The organism is Microbulbifer sp. MCCC 1A16149 (assembly GCF_050368945.1).
Lineage (GTDB): Bacteria > Pseudomonadota > Gammaproteobacteria > Pseudomonadales > Cellvibrionaceae > Microbulbifer.
In genome coordinates this window covers 2,557,120-2,572,237 of the sequence record NZ_CP185959.1, presented here as the reverse complement: position 1 = coordinate 2,572,237, position 15,118 = coordinate 2,557,120, and the positions used below count along the sequence as shown (strand labels likewise).

14 protein-coding genes are annotated in these 15,118 nt (G+C 56.2%); 11 read left to right on the top strand and 3 right to left on the bottom strand.

Annotated elements, in window-relative coordinates:
• Window positions 1–30: 30 nt before the first annotated feature.
• The 10 genes from kdsA to rpoS all read left to right on the top strand — a co-directional run bounded on the left by kdsA (window position 31) and on the right by rpoS (window position 9,118).
• Complete coding sequence (gene kdsA, locus ACONT6_RS10880; RefSeq protein ID WP_428818548.1) at window positions 31–876, top strand: 3-deoxy-8-phosphooctulonate synthase; 846 nt, start codon at window positions 31–33, stop codon at window positions 874–876.
• Between the two features lie 117 nt (window positions 877–993).
• A complete protein-coding gene (gene eno / locus ACONT6_RS10875) occupies window positions 994–2,280 on the top strand; it encodes a phosphopyruvate hydratase (protein WP_428818547.1) in 1,287 nt (428 codons plus the stop codon).
• 227 nt (window positions 2,281–2,507) lie between these two features.
• Window positions 2,508–2,819 (top strand): FtsB family cell division protein, encoded by a 312-nt coding sequence (locus tag ACONT6_RS10870; protein ID WP_428818546.1) that lies wholly within the window; start codon window positions 2,508–2,510, stop codon window positions 2,817–2,819.
• The gene (gene ispD, locus ACONT6_RS10865; protein WP_428818545.1) at window positions 2,816–3,580 is read left to right on the top strand and encodes a 2-C-methyl-D-erythritol 4-phosphate cytidylyltransferase; all 765 of its coding nucleotides are present in this window, start codon (window positions 2,816–2,818) and stop codon (window positions 3,578–3,580) included. The genes ACONT6_RS10870 and ispD overlap by 4 nt, the downstream gene beginning before the upstream one ends.
• Window positions 3,577–4,074 carry a 2-C-methyl-D-erythritol 2,4-cyclodiphosphate synthase gene (gene ispF, locus ACONT6_RS10860; protein ID WP_428818544.1) on the top strand — a complete coding sequence of 166 codons (498 nt, stop codon included), beginning with the start codon at window positions 3,577–3,579 and terminating at the stop codon, window positions 4,072–4,074. Before ispD ends, ispF begins: the two co-directional genes overlap by 4 nt.
• Window positions 4,067–5,059 carry a tRNA pseudouridine(13) synthase TruD gene (gene truD, locus ACONT6_RS10855; RefSeq protein WP_428818543.1) on the top strand — a complete coding sequence of 331 codons (993 nt, stop codon included), beginning with the start codon at window positions 4,067–4,069 and terminating at the stop codon, window positions 5,057–5,059. The genes ispF and truD overlap by 8 nt, the downstream gene beginning before the upstream one ends.
• Window positions 5,060–5,166: 107 nt before the next feature.
• Complete coding sequence (locus ACONT6_RS10850; protein WP_428818542.1) at window positions 5,167–5,838, top strand: protein-L-isoaspartate(D-aspartate) O-methyltransferase; 672 nt, start codon at window positions 5,167–5,169, stop codon at window positions 5,836–5,838.
• Complete coding sequence (locus tag ACONT6_RS10845; protein ID WP_428818541.1) at window positions 5,838–6,791, top strand: DUF368 domain-containing protein; 954 nt, start codon at window positions 5,838–5,840, stop codon at window positions 6,789–6,791. The genes ACONT6_RS10850 and ACONT6_RS10845 overlap by 1 nt, the downstream gene beginning before the upstream one ends.
• A 276-nt stretch (window positions 6,792–7,067) precedes the next feature.
• Window positions 7,068–7,820 carry a peptidoglycan DD-metalloendopeptidase family protein gene (locus ACONT6_RS10840; protein ID WP_428821506.1) on the top strand — a complete coding sequence of 251 codons (753 nt, stop codon included), beginning with the start codon at window positions 7,068–7,070 and terminating at the stop codon, window positions 7,818–7,820.
• 227 nt (window positions 7,821–8,047) lie between these two features.
• A complete protein-coding gene (rpoS, locus tag ACONT6_RS10835; RefSeq protein WP_428818540.1) occupies window positions 8,048–9,118 on the top strand; it encodes an RNA polymerase sigma factor RpoS in 1,071 nt (356 codons plus the stop codon).
• A 140-nt stretch (window positions 9,119–9,258) separates the two neighbouring features.
• On the opposite strand, the gene ACONT6_RS10830 is transcribed toward rpoS, so the two are convergent.
• From ACONT6_RS10830 to ACONT6_RS10820, 3 genes are all read right to left on the bottom strand, one after another.
• Window positions 9,259–9,597 (bottom strand): YdbL family protein, encoded by a 339-nt coding sequence (locus tag ACONT6_RS10830; protein WP_428818539.1) that lies wholly within the window; start codon window positions 9,595–9,597, stop codon window positions 9,259–9,261.
• A gap of 92 nt (window positions 9,598–9,689) precedes the next feature.
• Window positions 9,690–9,902, bottom strand: a complete 213-nt coding sequence (locus ACONT6_RS10825; RefSeq protein ID WP_428818538.1) for a YnbE family lipoprotein — start codon at window positions 9,900–9,902, stop codon at window positions 9,690–9,692.
• A gap of 193 nt (window positions 9,903–10,095) precedes the next feature.
• Complete coding sequence (locus ACONT6_RS10820) at window positions 10,096–13,260, bottom strand: intermembrane phospholipid transport protein YdbH family protein (protein ID WP_428818537.1); 3,165 nt, start codon at window positions 13,258–13,260, stop codon at window positions 10,096–10,098.
• Window positions 13,261–13,349: 89 nt separating this feature from the next.
• On the opposite strand from ACONT6_RS10820, the gene ggt reads away from it, so the two are divergent.
• Window positions 13,350–15,089, top strand: a complete 1,740-nt coding sequence (gene ggt, locus ACONT6_RS10815) for a gamma-glutamyltransferase (protein WP_428818536.1) — start codon at window positions 13,350–13,352, stop codon at window positions 15,087–15,089.
• Window positions 15,090–15,118: the final 29 nt, after the last annotated feature.

The following is a 15,118-nucleotide window of genomic DNA, read 5'->3' as shown; positions in this document are numbered from 1 at the left end:
CAGAGGCGCTCTGGCTCAGGATGAGAAAACATGAAAACCGTTGAAGTCGGTAACCTGCAGGTTGCCAATGATCGCCCGTTCACCCTGTTCGGTGGGATGAATGTTCTGGAATCCCGCGATATGGCCATGCGGGTTGCCGAGCATTACGTCAATGTGACCGACAAGCTGGGAATCCCTTACGTTTTCAAGGCCTCTTTCGACAAGGCCAATCGCTCTTCTATTCATTCCTATCGTGGTCCCGGGCTGGAAGAAGGTCTCAGGATCTTTGAAGAAGTCAAAAAGACCTTTAGCGTACCGCTGATCACCGACGTGCACGAGCCGTATCAGGCGGCGCCGGTGGCCGAAGTTGTGGATGTTATTCAGCTACCCGCATTCCTCGCCCGTCAGACCGATCTGGTCGCTGCCATGGCGGCAACCGGAGCAGTGATCAACGTCAAAAAGCCTCAGTTTATGAGCCCGCCGCAGGTCAAAAATGTGGTGGAGAAGTTTGCCGAGGGCGGCAATGAAAAAATCATCCTGTGCGAGCGCGGCGCCTGCTTTGGTTATGACAACCTGGTAGTGGACATGCTTGGCTTTCGTACCATGATCGATGCTTCCGGTGGCGCCCCGCTGATTTTTGACGTCACCCACTCGCTGCAGATGCGCGATCCGGGCGGCGCTGCTTCTGGTGGACGTCGCAGCCAGGTTACCGAGCTCGGCCGCGCAGGCCTCGCGATCGGTATTGCCGGTCTGTTCCTGGAGGCGCACCCGAATCCCGAGAAAGCCCTGTGTGATGGCCCCAGCGCATTGCCGCTGGAAAAACTGGAGCCATTCCTCGCGCAAATGAAAGCGGTGGACGATCTGGTGAAAGGGTTCGAGCCGCTCGACACCAAGTAAACGAAGAACCAAATAACTAAAACGAGTGGCCTCGAAAAAGTGGCCACCATTATCCAAACCTCACAGAAGTGATTTATTAGGTCTAACTTTTTTCGAAACAAGGAGCCCGTTAAAAAAATGAGCAAGATTGTTGCTGTTAAAGCTTTTGAAGTACTGGATTCGCGCGGTAACCCCACCGTTAACGCCGATGTAATTCTCGAATGCGGCGCGGTAGGTTCAGCCTGTGCACCGTCTGGCGCTTCCACCGGCTCTCGCGAAGCTCTCGAGCTGCGCGACGGCGACAAAAGCCGTTACCTGGGCAAGGGCGTCCTGAAAGCTGTTGAAAACATCAACGGCGAAATCGCCAAGCTGCTGGTAGGTATGGACGCAACTGACCAGCGCGCCCTGGATAAAGCGATGATCGATGCCGACGGCACCGAGAACAAATCCAAGCTGGGCGCCAACGCCATCCTGGCCGTTTCCCTTGCCGCTGCCAAAGCCGCAGCCATCTCCAAGGGCATCCCACTGTATCAGCACATCGCCGAAGTAAACGGCACCGCCGGTGAATACACCCTGCCGGTACCGATGATGAACATCCTCAACGGTGGTGAGCACGCTGACAACAACGTCGACATCCAGGAATTCATGGTTCAGCCGGTGAAAGCAAAGACCTTCGCCGAAGCGCTGCGCCAGGGTGCTGAAATTTTCCACGCCCTGAAGAAAGTCCTGTCCGCCCAAGGCCTGAACACTGCCGTGGGCGACGAAGGTGGTTTTGCCCCGAACCTGCCTTCCAATGAAGGCGCGCTGAAAGTCATCGCTGAAGCGGTTGAAGCTGCCGGTTACAAACTGGGCGACGACATCACCCTGGCCCTCGACTGTGCTTCTTCCGAGTTCTACAAAGACGGCAAGTACAACCTGTCTGGCGAAGGCAAGGAATTCGACAGCGAAGGCTTCGCGTCTTACCTGGCGGAACTGTCTGAAAACTACCCGATCATCTCCATCGAAGACGGTATGGACGAGAGCGACTGGGATGGCTGGAAGATTCTGACCGACAAGATCGGCGAGAAAGTACAGCTGGTAGGTGACGACCTGTTCGTGACCAACACCAAGATCCTGAAAGAAGGTATCGAAAAGGGCGTGGGTAACTCCATCCTGATCAAGTTCAACCAGATCGGCTCCCTGTCCGAAACCCTGGACGCGATCAAGATGGCCAAGGACGCTGGTTACACCGCTGTCATCTCCCACCGCTCCGGTGAGACCGAAGACACCACCATCGCCGATCTGGCCGTTGCTACCGCTGCTGGCCAGATCAAAACCGGCTCCCTGTGCCGCTCCGACCGTGTAGCCAAGTACAACCGCTTGCTGCGCATCGAAGCCGAGCTGGAAGGCAAGGCGCCTTACCGCGGCATTGCCGAGTTCAAGTAATTCGGAAAGCCCGGTAAACTGGCTTGAGTCTCGCTTCCTGGCTCGCGCTTTGAAGCGAAGGCTCTGATACCGATGGTCCATTCCAGGACTGTCGAAAAGAGGGACCTTTTCGACAAGCCCCCATGGATGGGTTCACGGCGTGTCCTGGAATGGACCATCGGTAGCAGGGCCGCCACGGATTTGATTCCGTGCGTAGCACTACGATAAAGCCAGAGAGAACAAACGAAATGAAATGGCTGCTGGCAATTCTCACCGTCCTTTTGCTGATGACCCAATACCGGTTGTGGGTGGGTGACGGCAGTTTTGCAGAAGTGACCCGCCTGGAGCGGCAGCTCAATGACCAGCAGCAGAAAAATGCTGCCCTCGAGCGGGAAAACCGTCAGTTACTGCGCGAAGTTCGCAGCCTCAAAGAGGGCACCGACGGCGTAGAAGCCAAAGCCCGCTATGACCTCGGCCTGATTAAAGAAGGCGAAACCCTGTTTATTTTTCTCGACCAGGACAAAAACAAAGCGCCTGAGTCTCAGCGAGAAAAACAATGAACACTCCAGCGAATTCGCCTGAACCGACCCCGGTTGCAACCAGCTACTGGGCGATCGTCCCCGCGGCCGGTTCCGGCAAACGCATGGGCGCAGGCAAACCCAAACAGTACCTGCCCCTCGCCGGCAAACCCCTGATTGCCCACACCCTCGAAAATATCCTTCAGTGGCCCGGTCTCGCCGGTGTCATCGTTGCCATCGCTGCCGATGACTCCGAATTTGAACACCTTGCCGCCGCGCAGGACTCCAGAGTACATACCGTCACCGGGGGCGCCGAACGGGCAGACTCCGTCCTCGCCGCCCTGGATTTTCTCAGCGAGCGCGCAGCCCCCGAGACATCGGTCCTGGTCCACGACGCAGCGCGCCCCATGGTGAGCCGCAAGGATATAGAAAGCCTGCTGGCCGCCGGCGCCACAGCCCTGCTTGCCCAGCCCGCCAGCGACACCATCAAGCAATCGCGGGATAAGAGCGGCGAGCCTACTGTAGAGCAAACCTTGCCCAGGGATCGGATCTGGCTCGCGCAGACGCCGCAGAAAGCACCGCTGGCAGTATTGCTCAACGCGCTCAAGACCGGCCTCGCGCAGGCCCCGGAAACCATAACTGACGAAGCCAGTGCACTGGAGCTGGCCGGATACCACCCGCAACTGGTCCCCGCCTGCCGCAGCAACTTCAAGATTACCCATCCCGCCGACCTGATTCTGGCGGAAGCGCTGCTGCAACATCGTCAAACCCTCGAAAAACTTCAGTCAGGAACAGATACATGAGTTTCAGAATTGGCCAGGGCATCGACGTGCATGCCTTCGGCCCCGGGGACCATGTCGTCCTCGGTGGAGTCACCATTCCCCACGACCAGGGCCTGGTTGCCCACTCCGATGGTGATGTCCTGCTACACGCGCTCGCGGATGCACTCCTTGGTGCGCTGGCACTGGGTGATATTGGCAAACATTTTCCCGATACCGATGACGCCTACTCGGGGGCCGACAGTCGCGTGCTGCTGCGCCATGTGATTGGGCTGATCACTGAAAGGGGGTATCGCCTGGTTAATGCCGATGCCACCCTCGTAGCCCAAGCACCTAAAATGGCTCCCCATATCGATGCCATGCGGGAACATATTGCCTCGGATTGTGGTGTTGGTGCTGACTGTATCAGCGTCAAAGCGACCACCAGCGAAAAGCTCGGATTTACCGGCCGCAAGGAAGGTATCGCCGCCCAGGCGGTAGTGTTGCTGGAAGCGAATGGAAGTAGCGCCAGTGAGTGATCAACAGGATACCCCTTGGAATCTCGATTGGCCGAGGGCGCTGGGCGGCGCAGCCATCAGCGCCGATTTCCGCAGCGAGCCGGAAGACTTTGTCGTGGAGGAGCTGGCCGCACCGCAGCCCGGCGAGGGTGAGCATGTACTGCTACAGATTCGCAAGCGCGGTGCCAACACCGGTTTCGTGGCGCAGCAGCTCGCCAGACTGGCGGGCGTGCAGAGTAACGATGTGGGCTTCTATGGGCTCAAGGATCGCCACGCAGTAACAACCCAGTGGTTCAGCGTGTGGCTTGCGCAAAAGCCAGAGCCGGACTGGCGGCAGATAGAGGGTGATGACATCACCCTGCTGACGCATTTTCGCGGTCCACGCAAACTGCGTCGCGGCGAGCACCTCGGCAATCGCTTCAAGATCCGCCTGCGCAATGTCCGCGGCGACCAGGCCGCTGCGGCAACGGTACTTGAGCGGGTGCCCGCTGGCGTTCCCAATTATTTTGGCGAGCAGCGCTTTGGACATGACGGCGGTAACCTGGACCTTGTAAACCGTTTCAGTGGTGAGCAGGAAGCCGGGAAGCGGCGGCGGATCCCGCGCAATCAGAAAGCCTTCGCCATGTCTGCGGGACGCAGCTGGCTGTTCAACCAGGTGCTTGCCGAGCGCGTGGCAGCGGATAACTGGCGGGATTTGATGGAAGGGGAGCCCGAATCGGCGGCCTCTGGCCCGTTGTGGGGGCGAGGGCGCAATCCGGCCTCAGGGGAACAGCTGGACCTCGAGCAGGCGGCAATGGCCCCCTGGAAACAATGGCGTGACTGGTTGGAGCATTGTGGTCTCAGTCAGGAGAGGCGTCCGCTGGTGCTGCAGCCCCAGGGATTCCAGGCCGACTGGGAGGAAGAGGATCTTGTCCTCTCATTTGCCCTCCCGCCAGGAACTTTTGCCACCGCAGTGCTCAGGGAAGTAGCAGAACTGGTCAACCAGTCCACTGGCGCAATAAAATAAACGACAACAAAATGTGATCGGCGCCGCAAATGCGATGTCGGTCAGTCACCGGATCTTCGTTGGGGATTCAATCCGGTGCACCGCTTGCAGGGAGATATGGCGTCCTTATGGATCGATTGAGACACGAAGGCCTGGGCATGACGTCCCAGCGCACCCGCAATCGCCTGATTCAGCGACTGCGGGAAGAGGGCATAAGCAGTGAGGAGGTGCTGGATGTAATGGCATCCACACCTCGCCATTTATTTCTGGACGAGGCTCTGGCGATACGCGCCTACGAGGACACTGCACTACCGATTGGTTATGGCCAGACCATTTCCCAACCCTATATTGTCGCCCGCATGACCGAGCTGCTGGTCAGTCGCGCTCGTTCCCGTGCGCGAGTACTGGAAGTGGGCGCCGGCTCCGGTTACCAAACCGCGATTCTCGCGCGCCTGGTGGACAAGCTTTATTCGGTGGAACGAGTGGAGCCACTGCTGGTCAAAGCGCGCCAGCGAATGCGCGAGCTGGGTATTTTTAACGTAGAGATGCGTCTCAGCAGCGGGGGCTTCGGCTGGCCGGAGAACGGCCCGTACGATGCGATCCTCTGCGCAGCCGCGCCCGCCAGCGTGCCGGATGAGTTGCGAGAGCAGTTGGCACCGGGCGGCGTGCTGGTCATTCCCGTGGGCAGTGACTCCCAGTACCTGACTATTGTGAGTCGCAGTGAAGACGGCACCCGATTCGATGTGGAAAAAGCCGAACCTGTCCGTTTTGTACCCCTGCTCAGTGGGGTAGTGCGCTGATGTCCAACCTGTCTCGCAATCGCTATTTCGGCGTCGCTCTTCGCGGGCTCGCCATGGGCGCGGCAGATGTCGTACCCGGTGTGTCCGGAGGCACCATCGCCTTTATTACCGGTATCTATCAGGAATTGCTCGATTCCCTTAGCCGTATAGGGCCGCATACGCTCACCATCCTGTTCAAGCAGGGGATTGCGGCCGCGTGGCGCTATATCAACGGTACCTTTCTGTTGACACTGTTTTCCGGTGTCCTTATCAGTATTTTCAGCCTCGCCAAAGTGATCACGTATCTGTTGGCCAACTACCCGATTGTGGTGTGGGGCTTTTTCTTCGGCCTGATTCTGGCATCGGTGGTGCCCATTGCCCGTCGGGTTCCGAACTGGACCTGGCAATGCTGGCTGGCTCTGGTGCTCGGCGGCGCCCTTGCGATACTGGTCAGCGAGATGCGGCCCACAGAAATCGTTGCGACGCCTTATACCCTGTTTTTTTCCGGTGCCCTGGCGATCTGCGCCATGATCCTGCCGGGGATTTCCGGTTCCTTCATATTGCTGATGATCGGTATCTACCCCCAGGTCATTTCCGCGGTACACCAGATGCAGGTGAGTGCGCTGGCCTGGTTTGGCGCCGGCGCCGTATGTGGCCTCCTGTTATTCAGTCGCCTGCTGTCGTGGCTGATGCACCGCTTTCCCTCGGTGACCTTGTCCTTCCTTGTGGGAATTTTGCTGGGGAGCCTGAAAATTGTATGGCCCTGGAAGTTGGCGGAAAACGGTGTCGATATCTCTGGTGAGAAACTCGCGCCGATGATGTCCAATGTCTTGCCTGCCGAGTTTGCCGCGGTCACCGGCCAACCCTCTTTTATGCTGGGGGCGCTCAGCGCTGCGGTAGCGGCCGTGTTACTGGTATTGAGTATCGAATGGTTGCACTGGCGTCATGTAGGTAATGTCGCACAGCAACAATAAGTCGCGGCTTACACGACCTCGCCCAAAACTTACCGTCAAATATGACGGGGTTAGGCCGGGGTTTCAGGCGGATACCGGCACCGTATTGAGCGGGTGCCGGGCTCCGGTATTTTTTACCGCCTGCAAGGGGTAAAACGGCAGTTTTCTTTAGACACTTTTTCCATAAATGCACCCCTTTGATGTAAAAAGAGAATAATGAAACGGCGCATCTATCGACATAAAAACACCGCGTTTTCCGAGTTTCTGAAAAGCGTATTGCGCCAGGCCGGATTTCGAGTGTTTAAAATCTTAACCATTTTTCTGTTGTCGCTTTTCGCGACAGCGTGTGCCAGTAACCTGGCCCCTACCTCCTCTTTAAGTCAGCCTCCCAGTCAGAAAATACAGCACCACTTGGTCAGTAAAGGCGAGACTCTGTATTCGATTGCGTGGAGATATGGTAAAGATTTCAAAGACTTAGCTGCTATCAATGGCATTCCCTCGCCCTACAGGATTTTCCCGGGGCAACGTCTGAAACTTGCCGGTCGCGCGCCAGTTCAGGTGGCCAAAAAACCAGCACCGCCCCGTCGGCAGCCGCGTGCAGTTACACCTCCACCGCGTGTTGCTGTGGTGAAATCTTCACCAAAGAAAGTCAAGAAAACGTCAATTCCGGACCGTCACAGTTTTGACACAAAGTGGCGTTGGCCCGTGAAGGGGAGAGTGATTTCCAGTTTCCAGCCCAACAACCCCCTGCGAAAGGGTGTTGATATCGCCGGGAAAAAGGGGGAATCTGTTCAGGCAGCAGCGGATGGCACAGTGATTTACGCCGGAAGCGCACTGAGAGGTTACGGCAAGCTTCTGATTCTCAAGCACAGCGAGGAGTTCCTCAGTGCTTACGCCCACAACGACAAGTTACTTGTTGGAGAGGGGGCGAAAGTCAAAGCAGGGCAACGGATAGCGGAACTGGGTTCGAGTGGTACCGACCGCGATATGCTCCACTTTGAAATTCGCAAGAATGGCCAGCCTGTAGACCCCATGGCGTACTTGCCTTAATCGGTGAAAGATCGGCCTGTCTTTACGCTGTTGTGCAATAAAAATGGACTTTTATTTATAACCACTTGAGGTAGTCACCGGGATCGGCAGTAACTGCCCTGCAGTGACACTACTCACCAACGAGGGTGAGGTGCCGGGAACGGAGGCTGTCGCCTAGACAGCGACCGATTCAGCGATCGCGAGCTATCAAAGCGGCTGATACAGGCAAAGTACAAGGAGTTGGGGAAATGGAAGCACAACGACACGATCACCTGGAGTTCAGTTCCAGAGCAGATCTTTCACCCGAACCTGTGGAGCAAGAAGCTACCGCAGCGTCCACTAAAACAAGCCGGGCCCGGAGTAAATCGGCAAAAAAAAACTCCGAAACAATCTCTCATAAAGCAACCCCCACCAAAGCAACAAAAAAAGAACCTGCCCAGAAAGCTGGCGTGCGTAAACTGGATGATACGTACGGTCAGAAGAACCTGGACGCAACCCAGCTGTATCTCAACGAAATCGGTTTCTCTCCTCTGCTGACTGCAGAAGAAGAGGTCTACTACGCACGTAAAGCCTTGCGGGGTGACGCGGCCGCGCGTAAGCGCATGATCGAAAGTAACCTGCGACTGGTTGTGAAGATCGCCCGCCGTTATGTCAGCCGCGGTTTAGCGCTGCTGGATCTCATTGAAGAGGGCAACCTCGGCTTGATCCGCGCGGTAGAAAAATTTGACCCGGAGCGGGGATTCCGCTTCTCCACTTACGCTACCTGGTGGATCCGCCAAACTATTGAACGCGCCATCATGAATCAGACACGCACCATCCGTCTGCCTATTCATGTAGTGAAAGAGCTGAATGTGTACCTCCGGGCATCCCGCGAACTGGCGCAGAAGCTTGATCATGAGCCATCTGCAGAAGAAATTGCCAACCTGCTGGAAAAACCGGTGGAAGACGTCGAGCGGATGTTGGGACTCAATGAGCGTGTAACTTCTGTAGATACGCCCATTGGTCCGTCTTCTGAGAAAACCCTGGTCGACACCATTCCCGATCAACAGGAATCGGATCCCGCGGAATTACTGCAGGACAAGGATCTGTTTGACAGCATCAACCGTTGGTTGGGTGAGCTGCCGGATAAGCAGTGCGAAGTGGTTTCCCGTCGATTTGGCCTGCGTGGATATGAGGCCAGTACACTGGAAGAAGTAGGGCGTGAAATAGGTCTGACCCGCGAACGCGTACGTCAGATACAGGTGGATGCGCTCAAGCGTCTGCGCGAAGTGATGGAGAACCAGGGCCTGGATGGGATGTCTCTGTTCGCCAATCTCTGAATCGCGCCTGATAGGCCCGCGTGAGATTGTGTTGAGTTAACCCGATTCCATTTCCTTGATCAAAACCCGCAACCTGTGTTGCGGGTTTTTTCGTTTTACCGATCTGCTTTCTGTCATCAACCCGATTGTTGATAGCAGTTTTACTTCTGTTTCCAGCGACCGAGATTGTCCTGGTAATACTCTCCGCGGGACAAGCGCGCTTCCAGCTTTTCTGCGGCACGTGCGGCAACCTGGCTGATATCGATATTGTTGCGCTTGGCAATCGCTGCGTATTCACGCTTCCGCTTGGCATTGACCTCAGCTATCAGGGCATCCACTTCTGGCGAGCTGCCCTGCACAACGGCGATATACCCACTGTTGGCTTCGCCCACTATACCTTTGCTCTGCGCCTCTTTCAGGGTGATTGCAGCGGCCGGCAGGGCAATCAGCAGAGTGAGTGAAAAAAATCCTGCAAGCAGTTTCTTGATAGTCGGTTTCATGGCTGTATTTGATTCCTTATCTCGATCGGTAATACCGGCTGATTTCCTCGTTCCCAGGGTGCGGACTCTAGTACCGCACGGCGTAGGGGACGTCAGAAAATCCCTTCCTTATCTTCGAACAGGTCGTCCAGTTCCTTGTCGACCCTGACACGAATCTCGTGCTCGATCTTCACGTTGAGGTTGACGGTAATGGGCTCGCTCGGTGCCTGTACTGCCACTGTGGGCGTACACGCGGTGGTAACGGCGCCGCCGAGCACGAGCAGCAGGCAGATTGCCGAGCGCTTTAGGGTTCCTGTCTGTTTCACTGAATACTCCGGTTTCTTCCAGGATTTTGCGTCAGGGTGTCGTACAGGTTGCCAGGGCTCTGTAAAGGACCGGGCCCGACGGAGGCGCCTGGGAGCTGTTGATGATTACTATAGATTCTGTCGGATTAACCGTAACTGAACAGTGTACAGAATTTAGTGTGTTTCTGCGCAATCGCTACTTCGCCTCATTGCCTTACTGTACCTGCTGTTCCAGTACATCGGTCAGATCCCGGCTTGCCCGCAGGGAGCGCAGCATGGTGGGTACGTTGTTTTCGAGGTTCAGGTTGATGATCAGGTCACGATTGGCGTCGATGGCAGCGCTGCGCCCGGTCAACTTCATATTGAGCAGCAAGTCCCCATTCAACGGGTAGTTCACGGTGCCCTGTATGTCCCGGTAGTTGTAGTCCTCAAGCGCGGAGGCGATCAGCTTTAGCTGCGGATTATTGCCCAGCATGGCCTGGGAGAATGCCCCGTAGTAGCGTAAACGCCCACCCGGTGGACGGGATTGGAGATTGCCTTCCGCAATGGTGACACCCTGTCGATCGGTAGTCAGCGGTAGTGTCGCATCGAGCAAACCGCTGGCGGCAAAGTTGGTGGATTCCATCTCTCTGGCGAGGGCACCGATGGATATTCCGGTGAATTTGACGAGAGAGCGACGCTCTTTTCCATCCTGGTTCCAAGTAAGCTGCTGCGACGTCAGGACACCTTCCAGTAGCTCGGCGGCGAAGTCTTTCAGGGTGATGTCTCCGTCCGCTTGCAGTGCCAGTGTAAAGTGGAGGTTGTTGATTGCGACGCCGGTATCCACTTTGTCGATAGACACCCGTGCCGGTTTTTGGCTGATCCAGTGGCCGCCGCTTTGTTGTAGTTGCAATGCGGTATTTACCCCGACGGCAAAGCTCTCATTGTATTGGAGACCTGTATTCCGCATGGTCAGGGAAAGCCGATCCTGTTCTTTTTCAGGCCAGTGCAGGCGCGCCGAGGCGCTCAGATGGCCGTCGACAATATCGGCTGGCAGGCCCTGTACCGCATTGGAAAGTGCATTGCCGGGTGAAAAGTTAGTCTCGGGTAATTTCAGATCGAGCTGTCCTTTCCCGGTATTCATATTGTGCTGCCAGTTGGAAGTTACCTTGATGGGACCGCTGGATAATGCACTGGTGCCGGAGATAAGACCGTCTTTCATCTCCAGCTGCCCGTCGGTGGCGAAGGAGGTCTTGAACTGCTTGAGAGCCTCTGCATTGAGACCTTCTGCATGGAACTGGGCTCGGGCGCTAAGCCCATGTTGCGCGTTTGGATCTCCCTGAATCGTCAGGTCCTTCAGGAATACCGCCCCTTCAATGCGGTTTTCCTCCAGTGACAATGGCGCGATGCTGATGGCCAGCTGAGGCGCGTTACAGGAAAATCCGGGCCCTTGAAACTGACACGAGGCCTGCTGGGTAAAAAATTCCGGTGTCAAAATGGTCAACGGACCCGAAGCCAGCTTGTCCGCCACCAGATTTAGATTGGTGAAGGATGCATCTAAATCCTGACTGTCCGAGGGTCTATTGATCGTCGCCTTGGTTTCCAGTTTGACGGCTTTCAGGGCGGTTTTTGAATCCGCCAGATCCAGCGCAGTCAATAGGGTATCGAGGCTTAGGGCACACGCGATATCGGGAAGGGCATTGCACTGCAGATCGAGTAGTTTGCCGGTCAATTTTGGCGTATTTGATGAAGGCCCATGCTGGCTTTTCTGCAGCATCGCCGAGTCAAATTCAAGGCGCGGAATTTGCAGCGCCACGCTACCGGGAATTTTCTCTGCGGTGATCGTTAGAGGCTGTTCCAGAGTGGCCGTTACCAATAGTTTTTGCCAGCCGGTGGCCGCCAGTGGATTGGTTTTCTCAGGCAGGGAGAGCAGAAACCCTACGGGTTCCTTTGTTTTTACCTGCACAGACAGGTCGCGAAGCCCGGGCGGCGTGCTGCTGGATGTGGAAGTGTCGAATGTGGGGAGACCGGCGCGACCAGTAAAGCTACTCCGCCCGTTGAGTTCCGCCAGCCTGTAATCGCCAAGGATTGATTGCCATTTCTCGCTCGAAGTCATTGGCGCAAGCTGGGCAAGGTTAACGAAACCATCAAATAGTGCTTCCGGCGCAGATTGCTCTGTGGTCAGTGCGACTTTCGCATCCAGTAAAGAGGGCGCAGATACACCGTTGGTTGATGCGTTTGAATCGCTTGCGGGAATCACCGTTACTCGAAACTCTCCCTGCACCGAGTTCACTATCAGTGGAGATATCGACGGTACATCGAGTGCCAGCGGCGCTTCCGAAGCATAAGTTACCGTGAGCGGAAGCCCTGCCAACTCCTCTGGAATGTTAAGGGACAGAGCCGGAGCATGGAGCGTAGCGGAGAAGTTACTGACATCAGCCATACTGTGCAGCTTGTCGGGCACTTCGCCGAGGAGTGTCAGCTGTATGTCACCTTTTAGAGATCGGGCTATGGCGATCCAATCTGTGGCGTCCGCCTGAGAAGAGGCGGGTGATACTTCAAGCTGCTCCATCAATGGCGCCAGGCGCTGTGCCAATATGTTCAGCTGGCTGTCTAGTCGCCAGTCAGCAGCTCCCCGTCCCCCGGTCAAAGTATCCTTGCTTTCCAGTGTTCCCTGGAATTCGGCTACGCGCTTGTCGTGATGGGATAGCCGTATCTGAATAGAGGTGGAGCCCTCGTCAGGTGTCAGAATTTCCAGATCCAGGACACAGCCTGTGCATTGCGAGCTCAGGATTTGCGCAGATATATGATGCCCCGGCGCATTTAGAGCCGTTAGAGACAGGTGTCCGTCGATTCTTTGCGGCCAATAAAAGGCATCCACAGTTACCTTGCTGATCGGAATATTGCGCAGGCGGTGCAGTGTGTCGCTAATCAAGATTTGAGAGGGTTGCGGGCCGTTTGTGACAGTGGGAACCGTGTGTTCTGGTGCGCGTGCTGTCGGCGAGCTAGATGAAGTCGGGGATGGTGCGCCAGTCTCTGCGGTGGCAGGGCTTTGCAGCGATACACTTTTTATGTGCAATTGACTCGTGACTGTGGTGCGCGGCTTGCCACTGAGTGCCCTGCGCAGTAGTGCTGGCAGGTCGGTGAGGCGGGCCCCTTCAATGGTAACGCCAAGCCGGGAATCGGTGAGCAGGTGCAAGTGCTCAATTTCTGCACTGAGACTGCCGGTAGCGCGGGACACGGTAAGCCCGCGCAATTCGGTAACTTCAATACCTGGCAGTACCCGATTGAGTACGATGGGTGCCCAGTGATGCCGGGTCAGCCAGCCGGAAATACCTGCCAGCAGGAGCAATAGCAGCAGTCCTGCCACAACAGTAAACAGGCGGGAGACAGATCGCACGAAAACCTCGGTTGACTGGCTTGAGAATCATCGACTAAACGTAGAGACTTGTTCTGAGAATAACGACAGGGGCAGTAATTGTGAAATCCATGATGACAGTTTTACGTACAGGGTACAGAAAAAGCGGGTTTAGCCTGACAACAGCCATTGTGGCGCTTGCGGGCACCTTGTCTCTGGTCAGCAGTGTCAATGCGTATGACCGCGTGAATGGCGAAGGGTTCGCCAGCCGTTCCCCGGTTTTGGCGACACGCGGTATGGCCGCCACCAGCCAGCCCCTCGCCACCCAGGTGGCGCTGGATATCCTGAAAAAGGGCGGCAGTGCGGTAGACGCGGCGATTGCTGCCAATGCGGTACAGGGGCTGATGGAGCCAACCGGCAATGGCATTGGCGGTGATCTGTTCGCCATTGTCTGGAGCGCCGACGACAAGAAGTTACACGGGCTGAACGCCAGTGGCCGATCGCCGAAATCGCTGCCGTTCAGTTATTTTGCCGACAATAATCTGGACAAAATTCCCTCGCACGGACCATTACCCGTTTCGGTGCCGGGCGCCGTAGACGGCTGGTTCGAGTTGCATGATAAGTTCGGCAAATTACCTATGGCGGAGCTTCTCGCCCCCGCGATTGCCTACGCCAACGAAGGGTTTCCGGTCACTCAGCTGGTAGCCTACTACTGGAACCGATCCGTACCTATTCTGGAAAAGTTTCCCGGCTTTCGCGAGACCTATATGCCGGATGGCCGCGCACCTAAAGAAGGCGAACTGTTTCGTAATCCGCGCCTCGGAAAGACATTGCAGAAGATTGCCGATGGCGGACGCGATGCCTTTTACAAAGGAGATATAGCCCGGGAAATAGATCGCTATATGAAGGCGAATGACGGCTTTCTCTCCTACGACGACCTCGCCAGCCACAAGTCCGACTGGATTGAACCGGTATCAACCAATTACCGGGGCTATGATGTATGGGAGCTGCCGCCCAATGGGCAGGGCATTGCCGCACTGCAGATCCTGAACATCCTCGAAGGGTATGACCTGAAAAAGCTCGGTCGACAGAGCCCGGAATATGTACACCTGTTCGCGGAAGCCAAGAAACTGGCGTTTGAGGATCGCGCCAAGTATTACGCGGATCCGGATTTTAACAAGCTGCCGGTTAAAGAGCTGATTTCCAAGCCCTATGCCGATAAACGCCGCAAGCTCATTAATACTGAAAAAGCGGCAAAACGTTACGACGCGGGCAATGTGGCCCTGCGCCACGGCGACACCATTTACCTGACCACCGCCGATAAAGACGGCAACATGGTTTCCCTGATCCAGAGTAATTACCGCGGCATGGGTTCGGGTATGACGCCTGGCGATCTCGGATTTATCCTGCAGGATCGTGGAGAAATGTTCAGCCTGAAAGAGGGGCACTTCAACCAGTATCAGCCGGGTAAGCGCCCCTTCCATACCATTATCCCTGCGTTTGTCACCAAAGAGGGAAAACCCTGGCTCAGCTTCGGGGTGATGGGCGGTGCCACCCAGCCGCAGATGCATGCGCAGATTGTTATCAATATGGTGGACTTCGGATTGAACGTGCAGGAGGCGGGTGATGCACCGCGCATTCTGCACAGCGGCTCCAGCCAGCCCACCGATGAGATGATGGAAGATGGTGGATACCTGAGCCTCGAAGATGGTTTCCCCATGGAGACCCGACGCAAACTTGTCCAGATGGGCCATCAGGTGCGTTTTGAGAGCGGTCCCTATGGCGGCTACCAGGCCATTCTGAAAGCCGACAACGGCGTGTATCAGGGGGCTTCCGAAAGTCGCAAGGACGGCCAGGCCGCTGGCTACTGAACCGTTGCCGGTAAAGAATTCGGACTCGC